The following is a 14,700-nucleotide window of genomic DNA, read 5'->3' as shown; positions in this document are numbered from 1 at the left end:
TCAAAAAATTGAAGGAGATGCTATGGATCACATTTCATTATTGAAAAAATTTGATTTAAAAGCAACACCACAAAGACTTTGTATTTTGAGTGTTTTAAGTGAACATAAACATCCAAATATAGATGAGCTTTATGAAAGCATTAAAAACTATTATCCATCTATATCTTTGGCAACTGTTTATAAAAATTTAGCAACACTTATGGATAAAGGTTTGGTAGTTGAGGTTAATATGCCAAATCAAAAAACAAAATATGATATCTATGAATATCCGCATATTCATGTAGTTTGTGAAAATTGCGGTCATGTTGAAGATATGATTTTTGAAGATGGGTCAATGGAAAATTTTCAAAAAAATTTAGAGCAAAAGCTTTCAAATTTTGTAGAAAAATTTAATGTGGTGGCTAGTGTAAAAACTTGCAAACATTGTTCTTAATTTGATATTTTAAGCACTATTTTGCTACAATTAATCAAAATTTTGCAAGGATAGTGCTGTGGTTCTAGAAATAGAGCGTAAATTCCTCATAGATAGTGAAAGTATTTTAGATGAGTTTACGCTTGATGATATAAATTTCCAACTTTTAAAAGTTGAGCAATTCTACACACAAATAACTAAATTTGATGAAAGAAGATATCGAAAAAGCTCTAAGAGTTACTTTTTTACATACAAAAAAGGCAAAGGTATTTCAAGGGTTGAAAACGAACATGAAATAACCAAAAAAGAGTTTAAGCGAGCAAAAGAGCATAAGCTTGGAAGCTTGATTAGTAAAGATAGATATCTTTTTAAGATAAATAATTTACCTTGCAATATAGACATTTATAGCGGTGATTTATCAGGGATTATTGTTTTGGAAATAGAATTTCTTACTATAGATGACGCTAATAATTTTAAAATTCCAAATTTTTTACAAAAGCATATTTTAAAAGAGATTACTTATGAAGATGGGTATAAAAATAAAAATTTAGCTCTTTTTGGAAATCCTGATTCTCGTTTTGATGTTGAAAAAAGTATGGATATTTTAGATAAAGTAAGCCCGATTCTTCAAAATTTGGTTTTTCCAGACAGCATTAATGCAATAGACGGCGCAAGAGTTAATTTTTATTATCTTTTTAAATTGATACAGCATTATAAAAATGATTATTTAAAAACATTTAATGACGAATCAATGCACCAATTTAGAGTAAATTTAAGAAAAAGTAGATCACTTTTAAAGCTTATAGGCTCTGTTTTTGATGAAGATATTACTAAATATTTTTGCGATGAGTTTAAAAAACTAGCAAATTCTACAAATAAGATTAGAGATATTGATGTTTTTTTAAATTTTATAGATAATTCAGATGAATATGAGACTTATAAGGCTATTTTAAGAAATAGTAAAAATAGGCAAATTACCGAGTTTAAACAAATTTTAGAAGATAGTGAAATTTTGTTTGAAGAGTGGAGTATGCTGCTAAGAGAAAATAGTGATTTTTATAAAGGTATAAATCATGATAAAAAGCTAAAAAAACTTATTTCAAAAGCACTTAGACTTCAAATGGTAAAGTTGCAAAAAATGCTATTTAATCTTAATAGTAATTGTAAAAATTCGTATTTTCATAAAATTAGAATAGAGTTTAAAAAATTTAGATATTTAGCTGATATGTATAAGAGTTTTTATAAGGATAAGAAGTTATTAAATTGTATTTTAAAATCAAAAGAAGCACAAGAACTTTTTGGAAATCTTCAAGATAGAGATGTTTTGTTATCGATGATAGACGAATTAGAAAATCATGATAAAGACGATTTATCTGAGTTAAAATCTAAATTTAAAAAAGATATTATAAATTTAAGAGATGAAATACTTAGAAAAAAAGACAAACTTAGAAAAAGATTTTTAAAAAGTTCAAAGATAATTAAAATTTACACATAAAGAAAGTTAATGGAAAAGCAAAAAGAAATCGTTGAAATGTTTAATGAAATAGCACCAACTTATGATAAAGCAAATAGAGTTATAAGCTTTGGTATAGATACAAGTTGGCGTAAAAATGCGTGTAAGATAGTGTTAAAAAAAATAGATAAAAAAGATATAAATATCATAGATGTTGCTTGTGGAACTGGTGATATGATGGGTATCTGGGAAGATATTTCTAAGAAATTTGGTATTAAAATAAACGATATGATAGGCATTGATCCAAGTGTTGGAATGCTTAATGTGGCAAAAAATAAATTTCCAAATTATAAATTTATAACAGCAAAAGCTGATGATACTACACTTGATTCAAATTTTGGAGATATTTTAAGTATTAGTTATGGTATAAGAAATGTAGTTCAAAGAAAAGAAGCCTTAGGTGAGTTTAATAGAGTTTTAAAAAGTGGCGGCTATCTTGTAGTTTTGGAATTTACTAAAAGAAAACATGGTGGTTTGATACCATTTTTTAGAGATTTTTACATAGCAAATATTTTGCCTACACTTGGTGGAATGATATCTAAAAATAAAAAAGCATATGAGTATCTTCCAAATTCAATTAGCAATTTTTTAGATAAAGAGAGTTTCAAAGATGAGCTTAGTGAGGCTGGTTTTGATCTAGAACTTACAAAAGGATATAGCTTTGATGTTTGTACTCTTTTTGTTGCTAAAAAGATAAAAGATATATAAAATGCTTAGCGTTAGTGAGTTAAACGAGCAGGCAAAATCGCTTCTTGAGACTAATTTTTCATCTATAGAAGTTGAGGGCGAAATTTCAAGACTAACAAAACACTCATCTGGTCATTGGTATTTTACTCTAAAGGATGAAAAAGCTAGCATTTCTGCAACTATGTTTAAATTTGATAATGTAAAAGTAAAATTTACTCCAGTTGAGGGTATGAAAATTGTAGCTAGTGGTAAGATTACACTGTTTTCTCCAAGCGGTACATATCAAATAAATTTAAAATCCATGCGTCCAAGTGGCGAGGGCGAGTTAGAACTTGCTTTTAAACAACTAAAAGCTAAATTAGAAAAAGAAGGTTTGTTTGATATTTCTCATAAAAAACCACTTCCAAAATATCCAAAAAAAATAGCAATAATAACATCAAAAACAAGTGCTGCGCTTCAAGATATGTTAAAAATTGCAACAAATAGATGGCAGTTAGTAAAAATAAGCGTATTTGATTCTTTAACTCAGGGTGAAAATGCACCAAACGAACTTATAAAAACCCTTATAAAAGCCGATAGTATAGGATATGACGCTATTATAATTGCAAGAGGTGGTGGAAGTAGAGAAGATCTTTGGTGTTTTAATGATGAGGGTTTAGCAAGGTGTATTTATGCACTAAAAACACCTATTATAAGTGCTATCGGACATGAGATTGATTTTAGTATAAGCGATTTTGTAAGTGATCATAGAAGCCCAACGCCAAGTGCTGCTATGATGGATTTACTTCCAAGTATTGATGAAATTATACAGCTACTTGATAAAAAAGAAGATGTATTAAAAAATCTTATAAATTATAAATTGCAAAATGCCATTTCGCTGCTTAATCTAAAAAAAAGCTTATTTTTAAACTCAAATTTAAAACAAAAACTATCTATATATAATCAAAATTTAGAACATATTAAATTTAAGCTGAAAAATTTGATAAATATGAATATTTCTAATTCATTAAATAAGATTGAAAATTTACAAAATATTTTTAAAGAAAAAGAGATTTTTTTTGCTAAAACAAAAGATCTTGTAGAAATACGCAAAAACGGAAAACTTATGTCTTTAGAAAATCTTAAAAAAGATGATATTATAACTATTTATTCACAAAATTTCTCAAAAGATGCAAAAATAATAAATTAAATGGAGGATTGATTATGAGGGCTTTAAATTTTAACGCAGGACCAAGTTGTATTCCCTTAGAAGTTTTAGAATATGCGAAAAATGAATTTAGCGATTTTAATGGATGTGGCAGTTCTATAATGGAACTTAGCCATAGAAGCAAAACATTTGAGCAAATTTTAGACTCAGCCATAGCAAATGTAAAAGAGCTTTATAATATAAGTGATGATTTTGCTGTGTTATTTTTACAAGGTGGCGGCAGTTTGCAGTTTGCGCAAGTTCCTATGAATTTATATAATGGCGGTGTTTCCGAGTATGTAGATACTGGCACTTGGACTAGTAAGGCTATAAAAGAAGCACAAATTCAAGGCATAAACTGCGAAGTTATTGCAACTAGCGAGGATGCTAAATTTAACTATATTCCAAAATTTAGTTTTAGCGACAATGCTGATTATGCGTATATTTGCTCAAATAATACAATTCACGGAACACAATACCAAGAACTTCCAAAGACAAAATGTCCGTTAGTTGTGGATAGTTCAAGCGATCTTTTAAGCAGGGATGTTGATTTTAGCAATATCGGGCTTTTTTTTGGAGGAGCTCAAAAAAATGCAGGACCATCTGGCGTAACTCTTGTTATAATTAGAAAAGATTTAGCAGATCGCGTAAAATCTAGTGTTCCAACTATGCTTCGCTATTCAACTCATATTAAAAATAATTCACTTTACAATACGCCAAATACATTTGGAATTTACATGTTTGATCTTGTTACAAAGTGGATTAAAAAACAGGGCGGTTTGGCAAAAATAAATGAGTATAATGTTAAAAAAGCAAACATATTGTATGAATTTATAGACGCAAATAGTGATTTTTACAAGCCTTTTGCAAGAAAAGATTCTAGATCTTTAATGAATGTTACATTTAATCTAAAAAGCGAAGAGCTAGAAAAGAGATTTATTGAGATGTCTCAAAAAGAAAATATGATAGGTTTAAAAGGACATAGGAGTTTAGGCGGCATAAGAGCGTCTATATATAATGCTGTTAGTTTAGAAGATGTAAAAGCCCTAGTTTCGTTTATGAATGAGTTTGCTAGGAAAAATGGATAAAATCTTTTGCAAAAAGTGGCAGAGCTAGAAATTTAAAACCTTGATTTTCTAAATTCATGCTAAATTCAAGCAAGCTTGCAAATTCGTTTTGTGTAAGCTTGCACTCCACTACACACCCATTTTGGTTGAAAGTTTTGTTTGTAATTTGTAATTTTTCTTTCTCAAAAAAATACTCAAATTTGCGTGTTAGGATAAATGAGATGAAAAATATACAATCATCTTTTATCTCAAAAGGTATCAAATTTGCACCATTTATAGCCAAATTTACACTTGTTGAATATGCTCTTACTAAACCGCCAGTTCCAAGCTTTATACCCCCAAAATATCTTACTACAAAAACACCGCAGTTTATTAAATTTGCTCCACGCAAAGCATTTAAGCTAGGTGGACCACTTGTTCCTTTTGGCTCACCATCATCGCTTTGATTTTCTACAATTTGAAAAAATTCATTATAATGCCTATACGCCCAAACTATATGAACGGCTTTTGGATGTTCTAATTTTAGTTTTTCATTAAGTATTTTAAATTTATCAAACGGGCATAGATAGGAGATAAAAGTTGATTTTTTTATCTCCTGTTTTGCTGTGAAAATTTCATTTATGGATTGCAAATACGATTTTACTCTTTTCTATCTTTTGCATCGGCTGTAAATAGTTGTTTATCCATAAGTTTAAAGTCATTTATAAATTTTTGCCCCTCATCACTTGTTATCCAATTTGCAAATTCTTTTGCATTTTCCTCGTCAGCTTTAGGGCATTTTTCCGGATTTACATTTATAACTGAGTAGAAATTTTTAAGATTATTATCGCCTTCATTTAGAAGTACAAGCGGTGGATTTCCTTTATGTTGTGCTTCGTATTTTATGAAAGTTCCACGATCTGTTAATGTCACACCTTTTTGTTCGGCTGCTACATTTATAGTTGTAAGCATACCTTGACCGGTTTGTTTATACCAAGACTCTTTTTGAGGAACATTTGATATAGATTTTTTCCATATATCTAGCTCTTTGTTGTGTGTTCCGCTTTTGTCTCCTCTACTAAAGAAAGGAATTTTGTTGTTTTGTATAATTTCGAAAGCTTCTTTTAAGCTTTTACCTTCAAATTTATTTGCTAATGATTTATCGCCTATTAGCACATAATCATTATACATAACTGGTTTTCTATCTACACCATATCCATTTTTTACAAACTCTTTTTCTAATTTTGGCGAATGAACAAAAAGCACATCGACATCGCAGTTTTTGCCCATTTCAAGAGCTTTTCCAGTTCCAACTGCTGTCCATTTTAAATCAACACCTGTTTTTGCTTTATAAACAGGATACAAAGCATCTAGCAAACCTGTGTCATCAGTGCTTGTTGTGGTTGCCATTATGAGATTGTTATCTTTTGCATAAAGCGAACTAGCCATAAACATGGCAATACCAAATGTTAAAATTTTACTTTTCATATACATCCTTTTAATAAAATTTTAAAATTGTATCATTTGCTTATAAATATATATACAACAAATATGTATTTTAAGCATATTTTTGTTAAACTTAAAATAAAAATTAAGGCAGTATTTTGGGTTTTATATTAGATGGTATTGTGCAAGCTTTTGTTTTACTTTATAGTGGAAATGAAGAGACATATTCAGCTATAAATGCAACTATTATAACTTCTAGTATTTCTATAATTTTTTCCTTGCTTATTGGTATGCCAATAGGCTTTTGTTTGGGATTTTATAAATTTAAAGGTGCTAAAACTTTAAAACTTCTTAGTGATACAGCTCTAGCCATGCCAACAGTTGCTATTGGTCTTATCTTGTATGCTTTTATATCAAGTAGAGGACCTTTTGGTTTTATGGAGCTTTTATTTACACTAAAAGCTGTAATTTTAGGGCAAATTTTCTTATCTTTACCAATTATCATTTCGCTAACTGCAAGTGTTGTAGAAAATATGGATAAAAAGCATTTACTAACCATAAAAAGTTATCAATTAAGTTCGTTTAAGCAAGTTTTAACTGTGCTTTACGAACTTAGATACTCTTTGATGGTTGTAGTTGCTACTGCGTATGGTAGAATAGTGGCTGAAGTTGGTGTAGCTATGATGGTTGGTGGAAACATTAAATGGTTTACTAGAACTATAACAACAGCAGTTTCACTAGAGACAAACAAAGGCGAGTTTGCTATGGGAATAGCCCTTAGTATGGTTCTTATCGCTATGGCTTTTGGTGTAAATTTAGCCATACATGCTTTTAAAAGATTAGATAAATGATACTAAAAAATATAACTCAAATTTATAAAAATCAAAAAGTTTTAAATATTTCAAATTTAAATATAAATGAAAGCAAGATTACTGGACTTCTTGGTTCAAATGGAAGTGGTAAAAGCACACTTTTACGCATACTTTCACATATAGAAAAGCCATTTAGTGGCGAGATAAAAAGCAACCTTTATAAAAAAGATATATCCATTCTTTTACCAGAACCAATGCTTTTAAAAAGAAGTGTAAAACAAAATTTCATTTTTGCACTAAAAGCTTATGATGATATCAAAGATAGCTATGATGAGAGAATTTCTATGGCACTTTCTATGGTTGGACTTGATTCTAGTTTTTTAAACAAAAAACATTATGAGTTAAGCAGCGGACAGACAACAAGGCTTGCTTTTGCGATTCTCGTTGCTACAAGGCGTAAATTTATGCTTTTAGATGAGCCAACAAATAGTATAGATTTAATGTCATCAAAACTTTTTGCAAGAGCCATACAGACGCTAAATAAAGATTATGGATGTGGGTTTTTAATAGCAAGCCACGATGAAAAATGGCTTAGTGAAATTTGCGATGAAAATGTGTTTTTATATAAAGGAAGTGTTAGTAAATTTGAGCTTAAAAATATTTTTAATTGTGAAAATTCTCTTATAAATTTTGGTTCAAATTTAAATATAACTTTACCAGATGATTTTAAAAATGCTACAAAAGTCGCATTAGATCCTGCTAAAATAATCATAACTAAAGACGATTTGTCTTATGAGGGTTTTTTGCACTCGCTTTCTGTTATAAGCAATAAAAGATTTTTAATAAAGATAAAATTTGGAGATTATCTTTTAAAAACAGTTATAAAAATACAAGACTTTCCAAATTTAAAAGTTGGTGGTAAAATTAATTTTTATATAGATAAAAGTGGCTTTTTGGCACTAGAGTAAAGGAAAGTGATGAAAATAGCATTAAGTATTGCAGGATCTGATAGTGGTGGAGGGGCAGGTATTCAAGCTGATTTAAAAACCTTTGAAGAGCTTGGAGTTTTTGGAACGACTGTTATAACTGCAATTACGGCACAAAACACACTTGGTGTAAGTCATATTTATGAGGCAAGTTTGCAAAGCGTAGAAGAGCAGTTAAAAGCTGTTTTATCTGATTTAAGACCAAATGCCATAAAAACTGGAATGCTTTTTGATAGTAATATTATAAATTTAGTTTATGAGAGTTTAAAAAACCAAAATATCCCGCTTGTTTGTGATTGTGTAATGGTGGCAAAAGGTGGAGCGAAGCTTTTAAAAGACTATGCTATAAATGCGTTGATTTCTAAATTAATCCCAATTTGTGATCTAATCACACCAAATATCCCTGAGGCTGAAATTATTTCAAATTTTAAGATAACAGATGAAAAAGATATGATAAAAGCTGGGCTAAGTATCCAAAAAATGGGTGTTAAAAGCGTGTTGATGAAAGGCGGACATTTAAGTAGTAATAATGCTTTTGATATCTTGATAGATGAAGATAAAATTTATAAATTAACATCGCCAAGAATAGATACAAAAAATACTCATGGGACTGGTTGTACTTACTCAGCTGCCATAACTGCTGGTTTGGCGGATGGTTTAAATATGCTAAAAAGTGTCATTAGAGCAAAAGCTTTTGTGTATGAAGCTATAAAAAATGATTTGCATTTAGGTAGCGGACATGGGCCTACAAATCACTTTGCTTATGTTAAAAATAGACAAGATGATAGCGAAATAAAAGTTGAAAATTTATAAAGGATACAATCTTGATAATAAAAGAAGATAATAAAAAAGCCCGCAATGCACTTTTTATGAATATTACTCTTAGTATTGTTGGTTTAGTGGTTTTTGTATTGGAGTATGGAAACATAGGCTTATTTGTGCTTTTTGTTGGTTTAGTTGGTGTATTTTTTTGTGCTAAGAAAATGCTGTTTAGCAATAATTTTTTGAGAGTTGATGAAGATGGATTTTTTATAAAAAATGGCAAAAAAGAGCAGAAATTTAACTTCAAAGATATAGAAAAAATAGGCATAAAAACGATAGAAAAAAATAAAAATATACAGGTTTTAAATTTCGTTTTTAAGAAAAATTATAAGATAGAAGATAAATTTAGCTTTTTAAGATTTTATAATGACAAAGAAGCAACTTTACCAAATATATATGAAAAATCATTTTATGAGATTGAGAAAATTTTAAGAGACAAGTTTATAGAGTTTATTGCATAGATGTTTTAAGTTTTTTCATATTTTTATATTTAAACTCATTCCTTTATCATAATTTTCTAGTTTTATTTTAGGATTTGGCACTATAGTAGTATCTTTATGTGTTTGTAAATCTTTTAAAAATTCTTTACTTGCTTTATCTAACTCTTTAATTAATTTATCTATCTCTTGACCTATAACATCAGGATTTTTGCCATATTCTATGGCACTTTTTATTAGATCTTGTTTGATTTTATTTATACTATCTTTTCCTACAAAGTCTTGTAGGCTTTCACCACTTTGTATAAATTCATGAAATTTTCTTATTTTTTCTCTAGTTGATTTTGGTTCGTAATTATGAGTAGATTCATGTATAAATTTAAGAAAAAGTTCTGATGCTGATAGTTTATCTTTTGGTGTATTTGGCTCTAAATCCATTCCTATTATTTCTTTTATGTCACTTTTAATGCGATCGGCTACTTTTTGATCAGTAGTTTCAGGACCTTTTGCCCAATAAACTGGATTAAAAACAAAATCTCCTGCATATAATTCACCTTGCGATAGAACAATAATGTCTGTATTATAATTAGTAACTGGTTGTTCATCAGTTATTTTAACAGCTTTTCCAAATATTAAATCTTCACTTTGATATATATATTTTGGCATTTTTGCTAAGCTATTTTTATCATATAATTCATTTCCTGTTGTGCTAATATAATCTTGAAAAAAGCTCCATGCTTTTTTTGTAGCTTGTATAGGATCTAAATCAAATCCACCATCTTTAGCATATTCATCAATTTGCATTAAAGTTCCAATATGAACTTTTATATCTTTTGGTATTCCTGCTGCAACATTAAAGGCTTGTTCTAAAATGCCATTTAAATCTGTTTTAAAACCATATTTTGTGGTATAATATTCTATTTTTGTATCTGTAGAAACATTATTTGTGTTTGCAATATTGTTTACTCTATAAACTCTAGGATTTGGTATTCCATTTTTATATATTTGTGTGGTTAGAGAAATATCCATGGCTTAAACCTTAATAAATAAAAATTATTAAGGTTTGAGCAAATATTATTCCAAATTATTTTAAATATCTTGATAAGAAAATCATTGTAATTATATATTATTAATTTTGATTACATTTAAACTTCATACCTCTGCCCTGGTTTCATCTCTATGATTTCCCATGGAAGTCCTTGTATCATTAGTTCATCCATAAATGGTTTTGCATCAAATTCTTCCATATTAAACACGCCTTTACCACTCCATTTTTTTGTAGCTATCATTTTAGCTCCTATCATAGCAGGAACGCCAGTTGTATAGCTAACTCCTTGAGCTCCCGTTTGGGTATAGCACTCTTCGTGATCACAGACATTATAAATATAAACTTGTCTTTCTTTGCCATCTTTTATGCCACGAATTACGCAACCAATATTAGTTTTACCTTTTGTTCTTGCTCCTAGGTTTGCAGGATCTGGTAAAAGTGTCTTTAAAAATTGAATCGGAACTATTTTCATTCCATTGTGCTCAACTTCGTCAATTCTAAGCATTCCTACATTTTCAAGGCATTTCATATGTGTTAAATAACTCTGTGAAAATGTCATAAAAAAGCGAATTTGCTTAAGTCCTTTTATATTTTTGCTAAGGCTTTCTAGCTCTTCATGATAAAGCAAATAACTATCTTTTACGCCAACTTTAGGATAATCCCATTTAAACATTATCTCCATAGGTTTTGTCTCAATCCAACCTTTTTCTTTTTGCCAGTAGCGTCCGTTTGCTGAAACTTCGCGCAAATTTATCTCTGGATTAAAGTTTGTTGCAAATGCGTATCCATGGTCCCCTGCGTTGCAATCAAGTATATCTATGTAATTGATTTCATCAAAAAGATATTTCATCGCATAAGCACAAAAAACATTTGTTACGCCTGGATCAAAACCGCTTCCTAAAAGTCCCATAATGCCAGCTTTTTTAAACTCATCATTTTTCGCCCATTGTAGTTTATACTCAAATTTAGCTTCGTCTGGATGTTCATAGTTTGCTGTATCTATATAGTGAATTTTAGCCTTTATACACGCATCCATAAGTGTTAAATCTTGATATGGAAGTGCCACATTTAGCAAAATTTCAGCACCTGTTTTTTTGATGAGTTCTACAACAGCGTCTGTGTTGTCAGCGTCAATCCCAGCTGTATCTATCGTAACTCCTAAACGCTCTTTTATAAATTTAGCTATCTCATCGCACTTACTTTTTGTCCTACTAGCTAGAGTGATTTTAGTAAAAGTTTCTTTATTCATCGCAGCTTTTATTGTTGCAACTCTGCTAACTCCACCAGCTCCGATTATTAGTAAATTTGACATCTTAACTCCTTTAAATTTAAAAAGTATTGTAACAAATTTATATTAAAGCTTGGAAACTTTTTCAAACATTAATAGAAATTAATTATTTTAGTTTTTAAATTTGTATGAAAAATGGTGCAAATAATGCACCATAAAGCTAAATTTATTTTTCCCAAATCCCAGTTTTTATTTTTTCTTTTAAATTTGGGTATTTATTGATATTAAATTCTGGATTTTTACCAGCTTTTATTTGCTCTTCAAAATCTTTTAAAAGCAAAAATGCAGCCGGAGAAAGCAGTAAAATACTAACTAGGTTCGTAAACGCCATAATTCCCATGGAAGCATCAGCCATATTCCATACTAGTGGCAATTCTTGTATAGAACCAAAATAAACCATAGCTAAAACCATTATCCTAAATATAATCATAATAAACTTATTATTTTTTATGAACTGGACATTGCTTTCAGCATACGCATAATTTCCTACAATTGATGAAAAACAAAATAGAAGTATTATAATGGCTAAAAAAGAAGAACCATAGCTTCCTATCCCAGCTTCTAGTGCCATTTGTGTAAGCTCTGCTCCTGTTGCATCTGTTGTGCCATAAACGCCACTTAAAAGTATGATAAATGCTGTGCATGAACAAATTATTATAGTATCTACAAATACTCCAAGCATTTGTATCAACCCTTGATTTGCAGGGTGATAGGCATCACTTGCTGCTGCGGCATTTGGAACAGAGCCCATACCAGCTTCATTTGAAAAAAGACCTCTTTTGATTCCTTGCATCATAGAAACAGTAAATACGCCAATAGCTCCTCCGCTTGCAGCTTTAAAATTAAATGCTTCTGATATTATAAGATAGATAACTTTTGGAACCATAGTTATATTTGTTATAATCATATAAATAACTGCTAAAAGATATAAAATAGCCATTATAGGAACGATTTTCTCTGCAACTTTAGCAACTCTTTTTATTCCACCAAATATGATAGGTGCAACTATCAAAACTAATCCTATGCCAACATACTGCGCATTCCATCCCCATGCTTTATGCGTAGCTGCAACCATTGTATTTGATTGAACTGCATTAAAAACAAAGCCAAATGCTAAGATTAAACTTAGTGCAAATACAATACCAAGCCATTTTTGTCCAAGTCCAATTGTTATGTAATACGCTGGTCCACCACGGTAGCTACCATCTTTGTTTTGAACTTTATAAAGTTGACCTAGACTTGATTCTATAAATGCGGAGCTCATTCCGATTAACGCAGTTATCCACATCCAAAAAATAGCCCCAGGACCGCCTATGACTAAAGCTATGGCAACTCCTGCTATATTTCCAGTACCAACTCTACTAGCTAGTCCTGTGGCAAAGGCTTGAAATGGACTAATAGCATCATCTGATGCTCTTTTGCCAACTTTCATTCTAGTCATACTTTCTTTAAAATGTCGAAATTGAACAAATTTAGTTTTTAGTGTAAAATAAATTCCTGCTCCAAGCAAGACATATACAAGTATAGTCCATATATATGCATTTATTGTATCTACAACTACTTTAAGAATTTCAATCATAAGTCCCCTTAATAAGTTATATTTAAAACATAATTCTAATGAAATTATAATAAACATTTTATTTTATGTAGTATTTATAGTTTCAAATTTATAAATATTTAATTTTGTAAAAAAATATAATTATAAATATATTTAAATAATTAAGAGCTTAAAATATATAGTCAAAATAGTTTAATTTATAATATTATTGTATTTTGATTATCAATTTTTAAGGGCAATTTTAGTATTATAAAGATTATTAAAAATGAGGAAAATATGTTAAATTTACAAAAAATAAAACCACTTACTAAAAAATTTTTAGAAGATTCAAATTTTACTTGGCATACAGATTTGGACAATACGCCTTATATAAGCGATGAAATTTTAAAAGTTAGTCAGAGTGAGGCAAATGCTTACTATGAAGCTGCAAATGAGCTTTATGATATGTTTGTAACTGGTGCAGAACATGTCATAGAAAATAATCTTTTTCATGAGCTAGGAATTCCATTTAATCTTATAGATATCATAAAAGATAGCTGGAGCAATGATGTTCATTGGCATTTATATGGCAGATTTGACTTTGCTGGAGGACTTGATGGAAAGCCAATAAAACTACTAGAATTTAACGCAGATACTCCAACTTCACTTTTTGAAACTACTATTATTCAATGGGCAATGTTAAAATATAATGGTATGAATGAAATGGAGCAGTTTAACGACATTTATGAAGCTATAAAAGAAAATTTCAAAAGATTAATAACTCTTAGTGATGATACAAGCGAATTTAGCAAATACTATGATGGATGGAAAATACTTTTTAGCTCAATTGCTGGAAGTAATGAAGATGAGCAGACCGTGAAATTGTTACAAAATATGGCTGATGAGGCTGGATTTCATACTAAATTTGCTTATGTTGATGAGGTTGGATTTAGCGATGAAGAAGGCGTGTTTTTGGGAGATGAGGGGTTTGAGTATTGGTTTAAATTAATTCCTTGGGAAGAAATAGCGATAAATGAAGGAGAACTTGCCCTCATAATAAAAAATATTATAAAAAATCAAAAGGCTATTATATTAAATCCTGCTTATACTTTACTTTTTCAAAGTAAGGCTATGATGAAGATTTTATGGGATTTGTATCCTAATCACCCACTTTTACTTGAAACATCTTTTGAACCACTAAATGCGAAAAAACAAGTAGTAAAGCCATTTTTAGGTAGAGAAGGTGCAAATATAAGCATTTTAGATGAAAATGCTAAAGTTATAGAAAGCAAAGATGGGGATTATGCTAATCAAAACAAAATTTATCAAGAATTTTATGAGTTAAATAAAGATGAAAAAGGTCAAAACTATCAAGCCGGTGTATTTTTTGCTTACGAAGGGTGCGGACTTGGTTTTAGAAGAGGTGGTAATATCATAGATAATTACTCAAAATTTGTAGGACATTTTATAAAGGGGTAAA

At 29.7% G+C, this 14,700-nt stretch carries 15 protein-coding genes; 10 read left to right on the top strand and 5 right to left on the bottom strand.

The genetic code is table 11. The features are described from left to right. Positions 1-22 precede the first annotated feature (22 nt). Genes CSPB_RS06850 through serC form a run of 5 tightly spaced genes read left to right on the top strand, consistent with a single transcriptional unit; the run spans position 23 to position 4,886 of the window. Entirely contained in the window at positions 23-433 is a 411-nt protein-coding gene (locus CSPB_RS06850) for a Fur family transcriptional regulator (RefSeq protein ID WP_089193667.1), read from the top strand. Positions 434-491: 58 nt separating this feature from the next. Further along, positions 492-1,907 (top strand): CYTH and CHAD domain-containing protein, encoded by a 1,416-nt coding sequence (locus tag CSPB_RS06845; RefSeq protein WP_089193666.1) that lies wholly within the window; start codon positions 492-494, stop codon positions 1,905-1,907. Positions 1,908-1,916: 9 nt separating this feature from the next. Further along, on the top strand, positions 1,917-2,633 hold the full coding sequence (gene ubiE / locus CSPB_RS06840) for a bifunctional demethylmenaquinone methyltransferase/2-methoxy-6-polyprenyl-1,4-benzoquinol methylase UbiE (protein ID WP_089193665.1): 717 nt from the start codon (positions 1,917-1,919) through the stop codon (positions 2,631-2,633). Position 2,634: 1 nt separating this feature from the next. Continuing rightward, on the top strand, positions 2,635-3,801 hold the full coding sequence (gene xseA, locus CSPB_RS06835; RefSeq protein ID WP_089193664.1) for an exodeoxyribonuclease VII large subunit: 1,167 nt from the start codon (positions 2,635-2,637) through the stop codon (positions 3,799-3,801). 14 nt (positions 3,802-3,815) lie between these two features. Then, on the top strand, positions 3,816-4,886 hold the full coding sequence (gene serC / locus CSPB_RS06830; protein WP_193625281.1) for a phosphoserine transaminase: 1,071 nt from the start codon (positions 3,816-3,818) through the stop codon (positions 4,884-4,886). On the opposite strand, the gene CSPB_RS06825 is transcribed toward serC, so the two are convergent. Together CSPB_RS06825 and tupA are read right to left on the bottom strand one after the other, a co-directional pair. Continuing rightward, the gene (locus tag CSPB_RS06825) at positions 4,870-5,496 is read right to left on the bottom strand and encodes an IMPACT family protein (RefSeq protein WP_089193663.1); all 627 of its coding nucleotides are present in this window, start codon (positions 5,494-5,496) and stop codon (positions 4,870-4,872) included. The genes serC and CSPB_RS06825 overlap by 17 nt on opposite strands. 8 nt (positions 5,497-5,504) lie before the next feature. Next, entirely contained in the window at positions 5,505-6,332 is an 828-nt protein-coding gene (gene tupA / locus CSPB_RS06820) for a tungstate ABC transporter substrate-binding protein TupA (RefSeq protein ID WP_089193662.1), read from the bottom strand. Positions 6,333-6,448: 116 nt separating this feature from the next. Here tupA and tupB point away from each other — a divergent pair, with 116 nt between their 5' ends. The 4 genes from tupB to CSPB_RS06800 are packed head-to-tail and all read left to right on the top strand — an operon-like array spanning position 6,449 to position 9,371. Beyond that, positions 6,449-7,141, top strand: coding sequence for a tungstate ABC transporter permease TupB (gene tupB, locus CSPB_RS06815; RefSeq protein ID WP_089193661.1), 693 nt, complete (start codon positions 6,449-6,451; stop codon positions 7,139-7,141). Then, positions 7,138-8,070, top strand: coding sequence for a tungstate ABC transporter ATP-binding protein TupC (gene tupC / locus CSPB_RS06810; RefSeq protein ID WP_089193660.1), 933 nt, complete (start codon positions 7,138-7,140; stop codon positions 8,068-8,070). Before tupB ends, tupC begins: the two co-directional genes overlap by 4 nt. A gap of 9 nt (positions 8,071-8,079) precedes the next feature. Next, positions 8,080-8,901, top strand: a complete 822-nt coding sequence (thiD, locus tag CSPB_RS06805) for a bifunctional hydroxymethylpyrimidine kinase/phosphomethylpyrimidine kinase (RefSeq protein WP_089193659.1) — start codon at positions 8,080-8,082, stop codon at positions 8,899-8,901. A gap of 11 nt (positions 8,902-8,912) precedes the next feature. After that, on the top strand, positions 8,913-9,371 hold the full coding sequence (locus CSPB_RS06800; RefSeq protein WP_089193658.1) for a hypothetical protein: 459 nt from the start codon (positions 8,913-8,915) through the stop codon (positions 9,369-9,371). 15 nt (positions 9,372-9,386) lie between these two features. Here CSPB_RS06800 and CSPB_RS06795 read toward each other — a convergent pair whose 3' ends face one another. From CSPB_RS06795 to CSPB_RS06785, 3 genes are all read right to left on the bottom strand, one after another. Then, positions 9,387-10,376, bottom strand: a complete 990-nt coding sequence (locus CSPB_RS06795) for a Cj0814-related protein (protein ID WP_089193657.1) — start codon at positions 10,374-10,376, stop codon at positions 9,387-9,389. A 116-nt stretch (positions 10,377-10,492) separates the two neighbouring features. After that, positions 10,493-11,707 (bottom strand): saccharopine dehydrogenase family protein, encoded by a 1,215-nt coding sequence (locus CSPB_RS06790; protein ID WP_089193656.1) that lies wholly within the window; start codon positions 11,705-11,707, stop codon positions 10,493-10,495. A 142-nt stretch (positions 11,708-11,849) separates the two neighbouring features. Next, positions 11,850-13,262: an alanine/glycine:cation symporter family protein gene (locus tag CSPB_RS06785; RefSeq protein ID WP_089193655.1), complete on the bottom strand. Its 1,413-nt coding sequence runs from the start codon at positions 13,260-13,262 to the stop codon at positions 11,850-11,852. A 255-nt stretch (positions 13,263-13,517) separates the two neighbouring features. Between CSPB_RS06785 and CSPB_RS06780 the strand changes: the two genes are divergently transcribed. Then, positions 13,518-14,699, top strand: a complete 1,182-nt coding sequence (locus CSPB_RS06780; protein ID WP_089193654.1) for a glutathionylspermidine synthase family protein — start codon at positions 13,518-13,520, stop codon at positions 14,697-14,699. The last annotated feature ends 1 nt before the right edge of the window (position 14,700 follow it).

Source organism: Campylobacter sputorum, assembly GCF_002220775.1.
Taxonomy (GTDB): domain Bacteria; phylum Campylobacterota; class Campylobacteria; order Campylobacterales; family Campylobacteraceae; genus Campylobacter_F; species Campylobacter_F bovis.
The sequence above is the reverse complement of the archived record's forward strand: the minus strand, read 5'-3'. Positions and strand labels throughout refer to the sequence as shown.

What these genes read in the sequence shown, in the direction of transcription:
- CSPB_RS06850 (WP_089193667.1), top strand. Translation starts at nt 23, where the DNA reads ATGGATCACATTTCATTATTGAAAAAATTTGATTTAAAAGCAACACCA.
- ubiE (WP_089193665.1), top strand. Translation starts at nt 1,917, where the DNA reads ATGGAAAAGCAAAAAGAAATCGTTGAAATGTTTAATGAAATAGCACCA.
- xseA (WP_089193664.1), top strand. Translation starts at nt 2,635, where the DNA reads ATGCTTAGCGTTAGTGAGTTAAACGAGCAGGCAAAATCGCTTCTTGAG.
- serC (WP_193625281.1), top strand. Translation starts at nt 3,816, where the DNA reads ATGAGGGCTTTAAATTTTAACGCAGGACCAAGTTGTATTCCCTTAGAA.
- tupA (WP_089193662.1), bottom strand. Translation starts at nt 6,332, where the DNA reads ATGAAAAGTAAAATTTTAACATTTGGTATTGCCATGTTTATGGCTAGT.
- tupC (WP_089193660.1), top strand. Translation starts at nt 7,138, where the DNA reads ATGATACTAAAAAATATAACTCAAATTTATAAAAATCAAAAAGTTTTA.
- thiD (WP_089193659.1), top strand. Translation starts at nt 8,080, where the DNA reads ATGAAAATAGCATTAAGTATTGCAGGATCTGATAGTGGTGGAGGGGCA.
- CSPB_RS06795 (WP_089193657.1), bottom strand. Translation starts at nt 10,376, where the DNA reads ATGGATATTTCTCTAACCACACAAATATATAAAAATGGAATACCAAAT.
- CSPB_RS06790 (WP_089193656.1), bottom strand. Translation starts at nt 11,707, where the DNA reads ATGTCAAATTTACTAATAATCGGAGCTGGTGGAGTTAGCAGAGTTGCA.
- CSPB_RS06785 (WP_089193655.1), bottom strand. Translation starts at nt 13,262, where the DNA reads ATGATTGAAATTCTTAAAGTAGTTGTAGATACAATAAATGCATATATA.
- CSPB_RS06780 (WP_089193654.1), top strand. Translation starts at nt 13,518, where the DNA reads ATGTTAAATTTACAAAAAATAAAACCACTTACTAAAAAATTTTTAGAA.